The 14,186-nt window shown below is 74.5% G+C and carries 8 protein-coding genes; 2 read left to right on the top strand and 6 right to left on the bottom strand.

The annotated features are described in order from the left end of the window. Positions 1 to 42: 42 nt before the first annotated feature. On the top strand, positions 43 to 1,764 hold the full coding sequence (locus ASD48_RS32670) for a hypothetical protein (RefSeq protein ID WP_057605416.1): 1,722 nt from the start codon (positions 43 to 45) through the stop codon (positions 1,762 to 1,764). Between the two features lie 74 nt (positions 1,765 to 1,838). Here ASD48_RS32670 and ASD48_RS32665 read toward each other — a convergent pair whose 3' ends face one another. The 6 genes from ASD48_RS32665 to ASD48_RS32640 all read right to left on the bottom strand — a co-directional run bounded on the left by ASD48_RS32665 (position 1,839) and on the right by ASD48_RS32640 (position 12,313). Continuing rightward, entirely contained in the window at positions 1,839 to 2,480 is a 642-nt protein-coding gene (locus ASD48_RS32665) for a cutinase family protein (RefSeq protein WP_057605415.1), read from the bottom strand. Positions 2,481 to 2,644: 164 nt separating this feature from the next. Continuing rightward, positions 2,645 to 3,853, bottom strand: coding sequence for a PucR family transcriptional regulator (locus ASD48_RS32660; RefSeq protein WP_057605414.1), 1,209 nt, complete (start codon positions 3,851 to 3,853; stop codon positions 2,645 to 2,647). A gap of 122 nt (positions 3,854 to 3,975) precedes the next feature. Beyond that, positions 3,976 to 4,920 (bottom strand): alpha/beta hydrolase family protein, encoded by a 945-nt coding sequence (locus tag ASD48_RS32655; protein WP_057605413.1) that lies wholly within the window; start codon positions 4,918 to 4,920, stop codon positions 3,976 to 3,978. 9 nt (positions 4,921 to 4,929) lie between these two features. Beyond that, positions 4,930 to 8,973, bottom strand: a complete 4,044-nt coding sequence (locus ASD48_RS32650; RefSeq protein ID WP_057605412.1) for a type I polyketide synthase — start codon at positions 8,971 to 8,973, stop codon at positions 4,930 to 4,932. Then, positions 8,970 to 10,706, bottom strand: a complete 1,737-nt coding sequence (locus tag ASD48_RS32645) for a fatty acyl-AMP ligase (RefSeq protein ID WP_057605411.1) — start codon at positions 10,704 to 10,706, stop codon at positions 8,970 to 8,972. The genes ASD48_RS32650 and ASD48_RS32645 overlap by 4 nt, the downstream gene beginning before the upstream one ends. Before the next feature lie 104 nt (positions 10,707 to 10,810). Beyond that, positions 10,811 to 12,313 (bottom strand): acyl-CoA carboxylase subunit beta, encoded by a 1,503-nt coding sequence (locus ASD48_RS32640; protein ID WP_057605584.1) that lies wholly within the window; start codon positions 12,311 to 12,313, stop codon positions 10,811 to 10,813. A gap of 470 nt (positions 12,314 to 12,783) precedes the next feature. Here ASD48_RS32640 and ASD48_RS32635 point away from each other — a divergent pair, with 470 nt between their 5' ends. Then, a complete protein-coding gene (locus ASD48_RS32635; RefSeq protein ID WP_057605410.1) occupies positions 12,784 to 14,184 on the top strand; it encodes a cytochrome P450 in 1,401 nt (466 codons plus the stop codon). Positions 14,185 to 14,186 lie beyond the last annotated feature (2 nt).

The raw sequence follows: 14,186 nt of genomic DNA, 5'->3' as shown, positions 1-14,186 counted from the left end.
CACTCCCCGGGCACCCGCGCTCCACGGCCCTACCGTCCGGCTATGAAGACGAGTCGTAGCAGAGGAAGGACGTGGCGCGGCGCGGTGCTCGCGGTGCTGCTGACCACGGGGGCGCTCACCGCGGCCGCCCCGGACGCCCGGGGAGCCGGCGCGCGGACCGAGACGCCCGTGCCGTCGACGCACCCGGCCGACGGCGTGACCGAGTCGGTGGTGCGGGTGCGGGTGCCGTTGCCGAGATCCTTCGGGTACCGGCCGGCGGCCTGCGACCAGCTGTCGTATCTGCGCTACCGCTCCGCCGAAGGACCGGTGGCGTCGGCCGACGCCGACCGGATCCTCGTGGCCCAGCCGGGCATCCTGGAGGGTGCCGGAGCCTTCGACAGCGTCGCCCGCGGCACCGTCGCGAAGGCCGCCGCGCAGGGGCGGCACATCGAGTTCTGGGCCCTGGACCGGCGCTCCAACTGCCTGGAGGACCGCACCGGCATCGCCTCCGGCGACCAGCACACCGCCGTCGACTACTACTACCGGGGCAAGCCGGTCGACGGCCGGGTCTTCGGGGGCTTCGTCGGCGACGACCGGCTCGGCTGGATGGCGAAGCTCGGCATCGAGCAGACCGTACGGGACGAATACGACCTGCTGGTCCGTGAACTGCCCGACCAGGGCGTGCGCAGGAGCAAGGTGCTGTGCGGCGGACACTCGCTGGGCGGGGTCGTCACCGGGTACTTCGCGGCGGCCGACTTCGACGGCGACCCCACCACCCCGGCGGACGCGGGACTCAACCAGTGCGCGGGCTACTTCGCGCTCGACACGACGATCTCCACCTCGTTGGCCGACCTGAGCGGCAGCCTGCCCGACGACACCGACCTGCCGGACGTCGGGCTCGGCTACGCGGCCGTGCAGGCGGGGCTCGACACCGGGCTGGTGCCGCGCGCGCTGTCCGCGCCGGTGCTGCTCAACCCGGAGACCATGACCCTGCTCTCCATCGCCGGCCTGGGCGCTCTGACCGATCCGGAAGGTGAGGCGGACCTGCCGGCCTATCTGCCCTCCGGCCTCAACATCGAGGCCACCAACCGCTTCCTGTTCTCCAAGGACGCCGCCGCCTTCCTCACCGGCTCCCCCGGGGTGAGGGACTTCCGGCTCACCAACGCCACGGTGCTCGGCGCGCTGATGGACGACAACTCCGTACCGCTGGCGTTCCTCCAGAGCAGCGTGGGCTTCTTCGACGGCGGGCCGGTCACGGACAAGAGCTTCCCCGTGGCCAACGGCGGCACGCAGCCGACGCAGTTGTTCGGCGTCGGGTACAAGGCCATCCCCGCGCAGCCCCACGGGCCGCTGTACACCTGGCGCGCCTACGACCGGGTCGGTGACGCCGACGACCCCGTGTACCGGTCGGCCGACGGTACGCCGTTCACCGACGCGGGCAAGGAGGTCACCGACCTCCGGGAGCTGGCCCGCAGCCTGGCGGAGCAGCCGCTCGACTTCACCGAGCAGTACTTCCCGACCAAACTGGTGACCGACCTCCAGCTGGCCACCTCACCACAGGTGAAGCAACTCGTCGTGCATCCCACCGGGCTGACGGCCCGTCCGACGCTCACGGTGCTCGCGGGCGACGGACTGCTCGCCGGCCGCGTCCCGGCCGACCTGCACCCGGTCGTCGCCCCCGGCTACCAGCACCTCGACGTGCTGACCGCGGCGCCCGTACAGAACAACGGGCTGCCCGAACCCGTGTCCGAGGCTCTCGCGGAGTTCGCCCGCGCGCCCCGGTAGCCGTCGCGACACGTGCGACAGGGCCCGGGAGGATCTCCTCCCGGGCCCTGTCGTGGGCCGGTGTGTGCGTACGGTCAGACCTTGCCCGCGGCGAACGTGGCCGCCTCGGCGGCGTCGGCGGTGTAGCCGAGATGCGCCAGTACGTCGTCGCCGCCGTTCTCGCAGACGGGGTCACCGGTGGCGCAGAAGTCGATGGTGCGGCTCCGGTAGGTGCCGGTGACGCTCTTGCCGAGGGCCCGGATCGGGTTGCCGAACAGCAGGACCGCGGCGACCTTCGGCTCGACCGCCGCCGGGAGGGTCGCGACGATGGGGCTGCCGACCACCGCGCCCGCACTGCTGATGCCGATGGAATTGTCGACCACATTCGCGCCCTGTGAATATCCGACGAGAATATAGCGCTGATTCGGACAGGCCGTCGCCTGCGCCTTGACGTGGTTCACCAGATCCGCGTTTCCCTGCGCGGCAGATGTCAGGGAAAGGTCCGCGGGATAGTTCACCGCATAGCTGGACAGGCTTTTGCCCGTCAGTTTCCTCTGCAGTGCGGAGAACACCGGATCGCCGACGATCAGGCCGAGGGTGCCCGGCTCGAAGGTGCCGCGAGCGGCCACGACGTCGATGTCCGAGCAGGCGGCGGCCGATGCGGTGGGTGCCGGGAGAGTGGCGAGTCCAGCCCCGCCGACGAGCGAGAGCGCGGCGAGGCACAAGCGGATACGCATGGGAATCCTTTGCGGGTGGGGCGCGTGCAGCGCCTGGTGAAAAGGACAATCCCGAAGGTATTCGCGTTTCCTTGCCGGGTGTTATGGACGGGAATTCAGAATTTCCGCTTGTTTTTGTTCCGTGGTGAGTGGGCCGGCCGGGCAGGTGCGGTGCCGGTCGTCCGTCAGGAGTCATTCGCGCAGCGCAGGGCGAGGATCAGATCCAGGCGGGCGCCGGGGTCGTGCAGGGCGTCGCCGAAGAGCTTCTCGAGCTGGCGCAGGCGGTAGCGGACCGTCTGCGGGTGGATGTGCAGGCGGGCGGCGACATCGGGCACGTTGCTGCCGCTCAGCAGCCAGGCCAGCAGTGTCTCGGCCAGCCGGGCGCGCTGGCCCTCGGAAGCCGCGTCGAGGGGCGCGAGGGCCCGTGTCCGCAGATGGGAGAGCAATGGCTCGTCGCTGTGCAGCAGCAGGGTCGACAGATGGTCCGCGCACCGCACCACGCCCTGCCGGGGGAGGATCCCGCGGCCCATCAGCCCCAGGGCCCGCGTGGCCCAGCGCAGCGATTGTGCGGCCTCCGTGACGGGGACCGTCGGACCGATCGCCGCCGGACGGCCCTGCATACCCAGCAGGAACGACCGGCCGCCGAACCGCCCGGAGCCCTCCGGGTCCGGCACCAGCACGCGCGGCGGCCGCGACCCCATGTCCGTCAGCGCTCCGGGTATCGCCGGTGGCCCGTCCGCCGCGTGCGGGTCCGCGGTGGCCGCCAGCGTGACGACGGCGACCTGCGAGGGCACCCGCCAGCGTGCGCCGTGCGCCAGGGCCTGTACCGCCTCCGGGGACACCGGCCCGTCGCCCAGCAGCAGATCGAGCAGCCGCCGGCGGCGCCGCTCCAGCTCGTCCGTGCTGTGCGACCGTGCCTCGGCGTAGCCCGCGGCGGCCGCCTCCGCGACCTCGTGCACGGTCCGGAACGCCAGTTCGCCGAGCGTGGCCACGACCGTGGAGTCCAGCCCGAGCTCCTCCGCCGTACGGCCCATAAGCCGCCACGCGTGCAGCCCGCCCACCCGTAACGCGGACTGCAACGCGTCCAGACTGCGGCCCTCGAGGGCCTCGCCCCGCCCGAGCTCGTAGTACGTCGCGGCGATGGCGGCTCCCTGGCCGCGCGGGTCCGCGATGTGGTCGACGAACAACGTGAGCGCCTGCACCACTCCGGCCCGGAGGTTGCGGCCGTAGATCCCGTCGGCGGGCCGCGCGTACTCGGGGACCTGCCGGCGGACCTCCTCCTCCACCTCGTCGGCGACGCCCTCCAGCCGGGCGCGCAGCAACTCGGCCAGGTCGGGCGGAACCGGAACGGAGCCGGGGCCGGCGGGCACGCCGCGCGGGGTGGGGACAGCCACGACGGACACTCCTTTCACCCGGAGGCGGCTCGCCCACGCACCGTTGCCCGTGGGACGAGGGGGACGTCCTGTGTTGGACGGACGCCCCCTGCGCTCCGTTCCGTGCCCCGGCTGCACCGACATCACTCCGGCACCCCCAGCGCACCGGCGAGCATCGGCCACGAGGCGGTGAACTCCCGCTTCCAGTACGTCCAGCTGTGTCCTCCTCCCGCGTAGTAGTGGGTGGTGGCGGGAATACCGAGCAGCCCGAGGAAACCGGTGAAGGCGTGTGCGGAGGGCCACAGGGTGCTCTCCAGTGCCTCGGGCAGCCAGTCGCCGATGCCGCCGACCACCCCGCTGCCGCCCGAGACGTACAGCGCAGTGCCGCGCAGTCCGGCGGCCCGGGCGCGCGGATTGAAGTCGCGCCAGGTCGGGGCGTTGAGGAGCGGACTGCCCCAGAGGGAGTGCGGGGCCAGGTTCTCGCGGGCCACGATCGCGTCCAGGAGGGCGGGCACGCCGGGGGCGGTGGTGTCGAGGATGCCGCTGTAGGAGGCGGCGGCGGTGAACGTGCCCGGGTGGCGGGCCGCGTGCGCCATCGCGCCGTAGCCTCCCGTGGAGACACCGGCGACGGCCCGCACGCCGGACGCCCGGTAGTCGCGGGCCAGCAGCGCAGGCACCTCCTGGAGCTGGAAGGTCTCGTAGTCGGGGCCGCCGCGCCAGGCGGTGGGGATGCCCGTGGGGCCCGCGTCCGGCATGACCACGATCAGGTCGCGGCCCTCGGTGAAGGCCTCGATGTCCGTCTCCCGGGTCCAGGACGTGTAGTCGTCGTGGGCGCCGTGCAGGAGATACAGCACGGGGTAACTACGGGTGGGCCGGGCGTCGAAGTCCGACGGCAGGATCAGCCGGACCGGCGCGCTGCGGCCCAGCGCGGGGGAGGCCACGGACACGTCGAAGGTGCGCGGTCCCGGCCGGGTCGCGGCCCGGGCGCGTCCCGTGGCGGCGGTGGCGCCGAACAGGGCGGCCAGGCCGGTGGCCGCCGCGGCCCTGGTGACGGCGCGGCGGGACGGTCGGGCGGTGTGCTGCGGCATGGCGGCTCCTCAGTCCGGTTCAGCGGGTCCGCTCGGCGTGGCGAGCAGCCGCCGCAGATGGGCGGCGATCTCGTCGACGTGCGGAGGGTCGAGCAGCGAGAGATGGTGCCCCGGGACCGGTACGACCGTCAGACGCGGGCACACCTCGTCCCAGCCGAGGGTCTCGTCGTCCCGTTCGTACGCCGGATCGCGCACGGTGTGTGGGGCGGGCTCGGTGGCCCGGTACAGGACCACGCGGCCGTCGTGGCGGCCCGGACGATGGGCCTCGCCGGCCCTCAGGTCCAGGTAGGAGGCACGCTGGTGCTCCAGCGCGGCGGCCGGTACCTCGACGGCGCGGCGCAGGTTCCGCAGCACGAGGTCGATGCGCTCGCGGTCGTCGTCCATCGCCGCGAGTTCGTCGTACGGCAGCCGCAGCGATACGCCGTAGGTGTCGGCGACGTGCCGGGCGAAGCCCGTGAAGTGCGCGCGGAGCCGGTCGGCCGGCGTCCGGTCGGACGGCGGGAGGGGCCGCACCGAGTCGATGAGCACGACCAGCGGCACGGCCCGTCCGCCGGCGGTGAGCCGCCGGGCGGTCTCCTGGGCGAGGAAGCCGCCGAAGGACCAACCGCCCAGCAGCAGGGGTCCGTCGGGATGGGCCGCCGCGATCGCCTCGGCATAGCGGCGTGCCTTCTCCGGCACGGTACGGGCGTCCTCCAGCCGTTCCAGCCCGTGCACCGGGCGCTCGTCCCCGAGCCGTTCTGCGAGCGCGCGGTAGACGTCGGCGCGGCCGCCGGCCGCGTGGAACAGGAACAGCGGCGGCCGGGAGCCCGCGCTGCGCAGGGCGCGCAGCGCAGAGCGCCCCTCCTTCTCGGCCCCGGCCGCTTCCGGTGTCGGAAGGGCCCGCCGGACGCGGTCCGCCACCTCGTCGACGGTGGCGGCTCCCAGCAGGTCGCGCAGCGGCAGGTCGATCCCGAACTCCCGCTCCAGCGCGGTGCGGATGCGGACCGCCATCAGCGAGTCCAGGCCGAGGTCGGACAGTGCGGTGGCAGGCGTGACGCGGGCCGTCGGATGGCCGGTGACGGCGGCGATGTGGTGGCGGAGGCGGGCGGAGACCGGGCCGTCGGCCTCCCCGTCCGGTGCGGCGGGCTCCGCCCATCTCCCCGCCGCCGCTGCAGCCGCCGCGGCGGGGGCCCGGCCGTCCGTCCACCAGTACCGGGTGTGCCGCCAGCGCGGTGCGGGAACGTCGACGACCCGCCCGGGCGCCCGCGGCAGGGGCAGCCCGGCCACGTACAGGGCACCGAGCTCCGACAGGAACCCGGCGCAGCCGTCCGCGTCGCGGCGCAGGGTGCCCACCGCGAGGGCGCCGGGCACCGTGTCGGTCACCGGGCGGGCCAGGACCGGCTGCGGCGAGATCTCGACGAAGGCGGTGTGGCCGTCGGCGGCCGCCGCCGCGAGGGCCCGGTCCAGCCGCACGGGACGGCGCAGATTGGCGGCCCAGTGGGCGGCGTCGAACCGGGAGTCGCCGCGTGGGTCGTCGAGGACGGTGGAGTAGACCGGGATGCGCGCGGGCCCGCCCCGGACGTCGGCGAGGGCGTCGGTCAGCTCCGGCAGCAGCGGGTCCACCTGCGGCGAGTGTCCGGCGCCGACGACCCGCATGGCGCGCGCGGCGCGGCCCGACTCCCCGAGCCGGCGCACGAGCCGGGTGACCGCGCCCTCGTCCCCGGTGACGACCTTCTGCCGGGGCGAGGAGTGGACGGCCACCCGGACGCCCGGGAAGTCGTGCTCCAGGTCGGCCAGTTCGTCGTCGTCCAGGTCGACGACGGCCATCGCGCCGCCGTGCAGCCCGCTGAGCAGCCGGGCCCGCACCGCCACGACCCGGGCCGCGTCCGCGACGTCCAGGGCGCCCGTGCACACGGCGGCGGCCACCTCGCCCAGGGAGTGCCCGATCACGGCCGCCGGTTCGACGCCGTACGAGCGCCACAACTCGGCGAGCGCCAACTGCACTCCGAACAGCACGGGTTGGGCGATCTCCACGCGGTCGAGCGCCGCCCCGGAGGCCAGTCGTTCGTGGAGCGAGAAGCCCCAGGCGACGGCGAGCCGCGTGTCGAGCTTCTCCACGGCGGCGGCGAAGGCGGGTTCCTCGGCCAGCAGCCGGCGCCCCATGCCGGGCCACTGGCTGCCGTACCCGGAGAACACCCACACCGGGCCGCGTCCGACCCGGTCGCGGTCGCCGGTCAGCACCCGCGTATGCGGCCGGCTCTGCCCCAACGCGCCGAGCCCGTCAGCCAGTTCGTCCCGGTCGTGGGCGACGACGGCCGCGCGTACCGTCCCGCGCCCGGTGCGTCCGGCGAGCGTACGGGCCACGTCGGCCGGGCGGGCCGCGCGTCCCGCGGGCGTGCGGAGCCACCCGGCGAGCCGGGCCGCGGTGTCCCGGACCCGCTCGGTGTCGACGTCCGACAGCAGGTGCAGCCGGGCGGCAGGCTCCTCGGCCGGGGGCGGCGCCGACGCGTCGGGCCGCCATTCCTCCAGTACGGCATGGGCGTTGGTACCGCCGAACCCGAAGGCCGAGACCCCGGCGGTGGCCGTGCCGCCGTAGCGGGGCCACGGCTCCGGCTCGGTCACCACCCGCAGCCGTCCGTCGTCCAGGGCGCTGCCGCGCGCGCAGTGCAGCGACGGCGGAATGCGGTCGTGGTGCAGTGCGAGGACCGTCTTCACCAGGCCCGCGACGCCCGCCGCGGACTCCAGGTGCCCGAGGTTGCCCTTGACGGAGCCGAGCAGCAGCGGCTGGTCGGGGTCGCGACCCGGTCCCAGGACCGTGCCGAGCGCGCCCGCCTCGATCGGGTCGCCGAGCGGGGTGCCGGTGCCGTGCGCCTCGACGTAGTCGATCCGCGCGGGGGCCAGCCCGGCCCGCGCGTAGGCGGTGGCCAACAGGGCCTGCTGGGCGGCCGGGTTGGGGGCGAGGAGACCGTTCGAGCGGCCGTCGGAGTTCACGGCGGTGGCCCGGACGACCGCGAGGACGCGGTCACCGTCGCGCTCGGCGTCGGACAGCCGTTTCAGCAGCACGGCCGCGCACCCCTCACCGCGCCCGATCCCGTCGGCCGCCGTGGCGAACGGCTTGCAGCGGCCGTCCGGCGCGAGGGCGCCCGCCCGCGCGAAGGCGACGCCGACGACGGGCGACAGCAGCAGGTTGACCCCGGCGGCGATCGCCAGGTCGCTCTCACCGGTGCGCAGACTGACGAAGGCGTGGTGCACGGCCACCAGCGAGGACGAACAGGCGGTGTCGACGGCCATGCTCGGCCCGCGGGTGTCCAGGACGTACGCCAGCCGGCCCGCGGTCACACCGAGCGCCGCGCCCGCCGGGGCCCACGGATCGACGGCGGCCGCTCGGGCACCGGTGAGCTGGCCGTACTCCGTGGCGCAGACGCCGACGAAGACGCCGGTGGCCGTGCCGGCGAGGGCGGCGGCCGGGACGGCGGCGTGGTCGAGCGTCTCGTGGACGACCTCCAGGAGCATCCGCTGCTGCGGGTCCATCACCGTGGCCTCGCGCGGCGTGATGCGGAAGAAGTCGGCGTCGAACCCGGCGATGTCGTCGAGGTAGCCGCCGCTCGTGGGCGCGTCGGCGGGCGGGAAGGCGGTGAAGTCCCGCCACCGGTCCGCGGGGACCGGGCCGATCGCGTCCCTCCCGTCGCCCAGCAGCCGCCAGTAGTCGGCCGGGCCGCGCACCCCACCGGGCAGCCGGCACCCGACCCCGATCACCGCGACGGGCTCGTCGAGCCCGGTCGGGGGCGTGACCGCGGGCGCGGCGGGGAGGTGCCGCACGGCCGGGCCGCGCAACTGCGCCATCAGCGCCTCCAGCGTGGGCGCCGACCAGAGCAGCGTCGCCGGCAGCTCGCGGCCCGTCAGCCGGGACAGCTCCCCGGCCAGGCCGACGGCGTCCCGCGAGGACATGCCGAGGTCGGCCAGGGGCAGGTCCATCGGCAGATCCATCGGTACGCGGGCGTCGCCGGTGCCGTTCCAGGTGGCGACCTGTTCCGCGATCAGGCGGCGCAGCGCGCCCTCGTCGACGGCGCTCATCGCATCGTTCCCGCCCCGAAGGCGCCCGCCAGATACCGGGCCCGGGTCAGGGACCGCGCGACCTTGCCGCTGGACGTCCGGGGTACGGCGCCGGGAGCGACGAGGACGACATCGGCGAGCCGCAGGCCGTGCCGGGTGGAGACGGCCGCGCGCACCGCCCGGCCCAGGGCCGGTAGGTCGATCCCGTCCAGCCGGGTGGCCCGCGTGTGCTCGGCCACCACGACCACCCGTTCGCCCCCGTCACCGGGGACGCCGAAGGCGGCGAGCCGGTCGCGCCGCACCGCCGGATGCGCGTCCTGGACGGTGGCCTCCACGTCCTGCGGGTAGTGGTTGCGGCCGTCGACGACGATGAGGTCCTTCAGCCGGCCGGTGACGACCAGCTGTCCGTCCAGCACCGTCCCCAGGTCGCCGGTGCGCAGCCAGCCGCCCGGGGCGCCGGCCGGCCGGGCACCGAAGACCCGTCGGCTCTGGGCCTCGTTGTCCCAGTAACCGCGCCCCACGTTGGGCCCCCGCACCCAGATCTCGCCGACCTCCCCCTCGGCGAGGGAGTCGCCGGAGCCGGGATCGACGACGCGGACCTGCTGGCCCGCCGGAGTGCCGCAGCCCGCCAGCTGCACGGCGTCCGCGTCGTCGGGCCGCGCGGGCAGGGCCTTGCCGGCGGCGAGGGCGTCCCGGTCGAGGGCGAACCGGCGCAGCGGCTCACCGGGCCGGGCGGCGCTCACGAAGACGGTGGCCTCGGCGAGCCCGTACGACGGACAGTGGACGTCCGCGGCCAGCCCCTGGGCGGCGAACGCCGCGTGGAAGCGGTCGGCGGTGCCGGGCCGGACCGGTTCGCTGCCGTTGATCAACGCGGCGACACCGTCGAGGCGCAGCTCGGTCTTCTGCTCGTCGGAGACGGCGGAGACGCAGTAGTCGTAGGCGAAGTTGGGCGCGGCGCTCAGCGCGCGCGGATGCGCGCCGAGGAGCCGCAGCCAGCGGGCCGGCTCGTGCAGGAACGCGGCCGGGTCCATGAGCACCGACAGCCGCCCCTGGACGACCGGAGCGGCGACGCTCAGCACCAGCCCCATGTCGTGGTAGAGCGGCAGCCAGCCCACGCAGGTCACCGGGGCCGCGTCGGCGCCGTAGGCGGCCAGCGCCTGGCGGGCGTTGGCCACCACGTTGGCGTGGGTGATCTCCACGCCCGCCGGAGCCCGGGTGGATCCGGAGGTGTACTGGAGATAGGCGGTCGCCCCGGGGTCCGGCGCGGCCACCGGCCGGTCCCGGGCGGCGATGCCGGGGATCCGGTCCACTGCGACCACCGGCACCCGCGCACCCGAGCAGAGGTCCGCCACCTCCGCCACGGCCCCGCTCGTGGTCGCCACGACCGCGGGCCGCGCGTCGGCCAGTACCCCGGTGAGCCGGTCCCCGTGTCCGGGCAGGCCGGGCGGATACAGCGGTACGGCGACCAGCCCGGCGGTCAGCGCCGCCAGGAAGCCGGTGACGTACTCCGTTCCCTGCGGGCACAGCAGCGCCACCCGCGCGCCGGGCTCGGCCTCCTCGGCGAGCCGGGCCGCGAGCGCCCGCACGCGGCTGTCCAGACTTCGCCAGGTCAGCGTGCGGTGTACTCCCCGCGACCGCGGGGCGGGGTGATCGACGAAGGTGAACGCCCGGCGGTCGGGGGCGGTCTCGGCCCAGTGCCGCAGGTACTCGGGCAGAGTCCGGTACACGGGCGCGAGCGGGGGGCGGCTGTCCATCGGGCGGGGCTCCTCACGGCGCGGGGTCGGCTGGGGGCCGGCCGGGGGTCGGGCCTGCGGATCGGGCTGACGGACCGGTGGCGGACCGGTGGCGGATCGGACGGTCAGAGCGGGATGTTGCCGTGCCGACGCTCCGGCATCGGGGCGCGCTTCCCGCGCAGCGCGCGCAGGGCACGGCACAGGTGCGCGCGGGTGTCGCGCGGGGCGATGACGGCGTCGACGTAACCGCGCTCGGCGGCCAGGTAGGGCGTCCCGTGGGTGGCCTCGTACGCGGCGACGAGACGGGCGCGCAGCGCCTCGGGGTCGTCGGCCGCGGCGAGTTCACGCCGGTGCAGGACGCCGACGGCGCCCTCCGCGCCCATGACCGCGATACGGGCGGTGGGCCAGGCGAGGTTGAGGTCGGCGCCCAGGTGTTTGGAGCCCATCACCGCGTAGCCGCCCCCGTACGCCTTGCGCACCACCACCGTGATCTTCGGGACCGTCGCCTCCGCGTAGGCGTACAGCAGCTTGGCGCCGCGCCGGATGATGCCGGCCTGCTCCTGACCGACACCGGAGAGGTAGCCGGGGACGTCGGCGAAGGTGAGCAGGGGGATGCTGAACGCGTCGCAGAACCGTACGAACCGTGCGGCCTTCTCGGAGGCGTCGATGTCCAGGACACCGGCCGCGTGCATCGGCTGGTTGGCGACGACCCCGACGGTGGCGCCCTCCACCCGGGCCAGGGCGCAGATGATGTTCGGCGCGAACAGCTCGTGCACCTGCAGCAGTTCGCCGTCGTCCACGACCGTGCGCAGGAGGTCGCGCATGTCGTAGGCCTGTCCGGTCCGGTCGGGGACCAGCGTGTCGAGCCGGGCCCCGTCGGCCGCGGGCGCGGGAGCGTACTCCGGTGGTCGCCCGAGGTTGTTGGCGGGCAGGTACGACAGCAGGTCGCGCACGGTGTCGAGGGCGTCCTCCTCGTCGACGGCCAGGAAGTGGGCGTTGCCGTTGACGGAGTTGCTGGCGCGGGCGCCGCCCAGTTCCTCGGCGGTGGTGCGCTCGCCGGTGACCGCCTCGATGACGTCGGGCCCGGTGACGAACATGTGCGAGACGCCGTCCACCATCACGGTGAAGTCGGTGATGGCCGGCGAGTACGCGGCGCCGCCCGCGCAGGGACCCAGGACGACCGAGATCTGCGGGACGACCCCGGACGCCCGCACGTTGCGGCGCACCAGTTCGGCGTAGAGGGCGAGCGAGGAGACGCCCTCCTGGATCCGGGCGCCGCCGGAGTCGTTGAGCCCGACGACCGGACAGCCGGTCTTCAACGCGAGGTCCATGAGGGCCACGGTCTTCTCACCGAAGGCCTCGCCCATGCTGCCGCCGAAGACCGTGGAGTCCTGGGCGAACACACAGACCGGCCGTCCGTCGACGGTGCCGTACCCGGTGACGACCCCGTCCCCGTAGGGCCGGCGCGCGCCGTCTCCCGTGGACCGCGCCCGGACGAACCCGCCGGTCTCCGTGAAGGAGCCCTCGTCCAGCAGGCGTTCGATCCGCTCGCGCGCACCGAGGGCACCAGCTCTCCTGGGCGTGCCCGGCGCCACCGCCTGCGCCTGACGGCGTGCCAGGTCGGCGATGCGGTCCGCGGTGCGGTCGGTGGTACGGTCCGCCGCGCTCGTCGCCGTCGTCGTCGCTGTGTCCTCCGCCGTTGCCGTTGCCGTTGCCGTCGCCGCCGTAGCCAGGGATGTTGTCGCCTCTCGCGTCACAGCCACCTCCGAAGTGGTTCTCGAATATGGCAGCGATGGGGAGCGAACCGGAGGGATCACCGTTCTGTTTGCGTGAGTTGAGTCCTCGGGGAGGCGGGTTCGTCCTGGCGTGACAAGGCCGCCGTCGCCGGACGTTCGCGCGGTGCGGCAGGGGCGGCGGTCAATCAGGCAGTGGATCGGCCGAGTTGAGGGGGCGCCGCGCCCGGGGGCGGCGGTCCCGGGACCGCACGCGTCGCCGTGCCCCCCTCGTTCACCACGGGCGGGTCCTGGGATAGGGTCCGACCGGTTCCGGCCACCGAATGACGACGCGCCGGTACGGAGTGTCGGAGGGCGGGGGAACTATGGAATCGCAGGTGGGTGACGGCGGATCCGTGGACCTGGACGGTGAGCGGCTGGAGAGCATGACTCCGGAACCGCTGCTGACCCGGGACTACGAGACGCGCCCCTCGCTCGTGTACGAGCGGCTCAGACAACAGCACGGTCCGGTCGCGCCGGTCGACCTGCTGGGAGTGCCCGCCTGGCTGGTCCTGGGCTACCGCGAGTCGCTCGAAGTGCTCCAGGACGACGCCGGGTGGCCCAAGGGGCTGGAGAAGTGGCGGGCCCGCTCGGAGGGCAGGGTGCCGGCCGACTGGCCGCTCGGACCGTCCCTCGAGGTCAACCACGTGCTCATCCAGGGCGGCCCCGGTTACCGGCCGCTGCGCACGGCGTGGGACGCGGCCCTCAAGCCGTTCCAGGACCCGCGCCACCCGCAGGCCAAGCGGCTGAAGACGGCCGTCGGCGCCTACGCCGACGAACTGATCAGCCTGGTGGGGCAGGCCGGCGGCACGGGCTGGGCGGACCTGTCCGCCCAGTTCTCCCGGCCGCTGCCGCTGATGGTGGCCAGCCACCTGCTCGGCTTCCCCGGCTCGCAGGGCGATGACGCGCTGATGGACATGTGGCGGGTACTGGACGCCGGTCCGGACGCGGAACCGGCCCTGGAACGACTGCTGGCCGCCCTGGCCGAACTGGCGGCGGGGAAGCTGGAGAAGCCGGGGGAGGACTTCCCCTCGTACCTGCTGGCCGCGCATCCCGACCTCTCGCTCGACCAGCTCGCCCGCGAGTTGTTCATGCTGCTGGGCATGGTCTCCGACCACGTCGGCATCCTCATCTCCAACACGGTGGTCGAGGTCGTCTCGGGTGAGGGCGGCGTGCGGGCCAGCCTGTCCGCCGGGATGGTCAGGGAGAGCATGAACCGGGTGGTCATGCGCAAGCCGCCGCTGGTGAACTTCGTGCCGCGCTTCGCGGCCGCGGACACCCGGCTCGGGAACTACACGATCCGGGCCGGCGACCCGGTCTGGGTCTCGTCCGCGGCGGCGCACGCCGACCCGCTCTTCGCCGACCACGTGGAGTCGGGCACCACGGTCAGTACCCGGGCGCATCTGGCCTGGGGAGCGGGCCCTCGCCAGTGCCCGGCCCGTGAGCTCGCGTCGACGGTCGCGGCGGTCGGCGTGGGCCGGCTGTTCGAGCGGTTCACCCACCTGGACCTCGCCCTCCCCGCCGATCAACTCCCCTGGCGTTCCTCGCCCTTCATGCGCGGCCTGCGCTCGCTGCCCGTACGGTACGAACTGGCCACGATGCCGGAGCCGCCCGCCTCGCGGGCCCCGGCCGAGGAACCGGCCGGGATCGCACTGCCCGATCCGGCGGTCCGGCAGCGCTCGTCGCTGTGGCGCTACCTGACGGGTCTGATAGGCGTGGGCCGCTGACC

The organism is Streptomyces sp. Root1310 (assembly GCF_001426425.1).
Taxonomy (GTDB): Bacteria; Actinomycetota; Actinomycetes; order Streptomycetales; family Streptomycetaceae; genus Streptomyces.
Note: the sequence above shows the minus strand (reverse complement) of the source record. Positions and strands in the feature narration are given on the sequence as shown.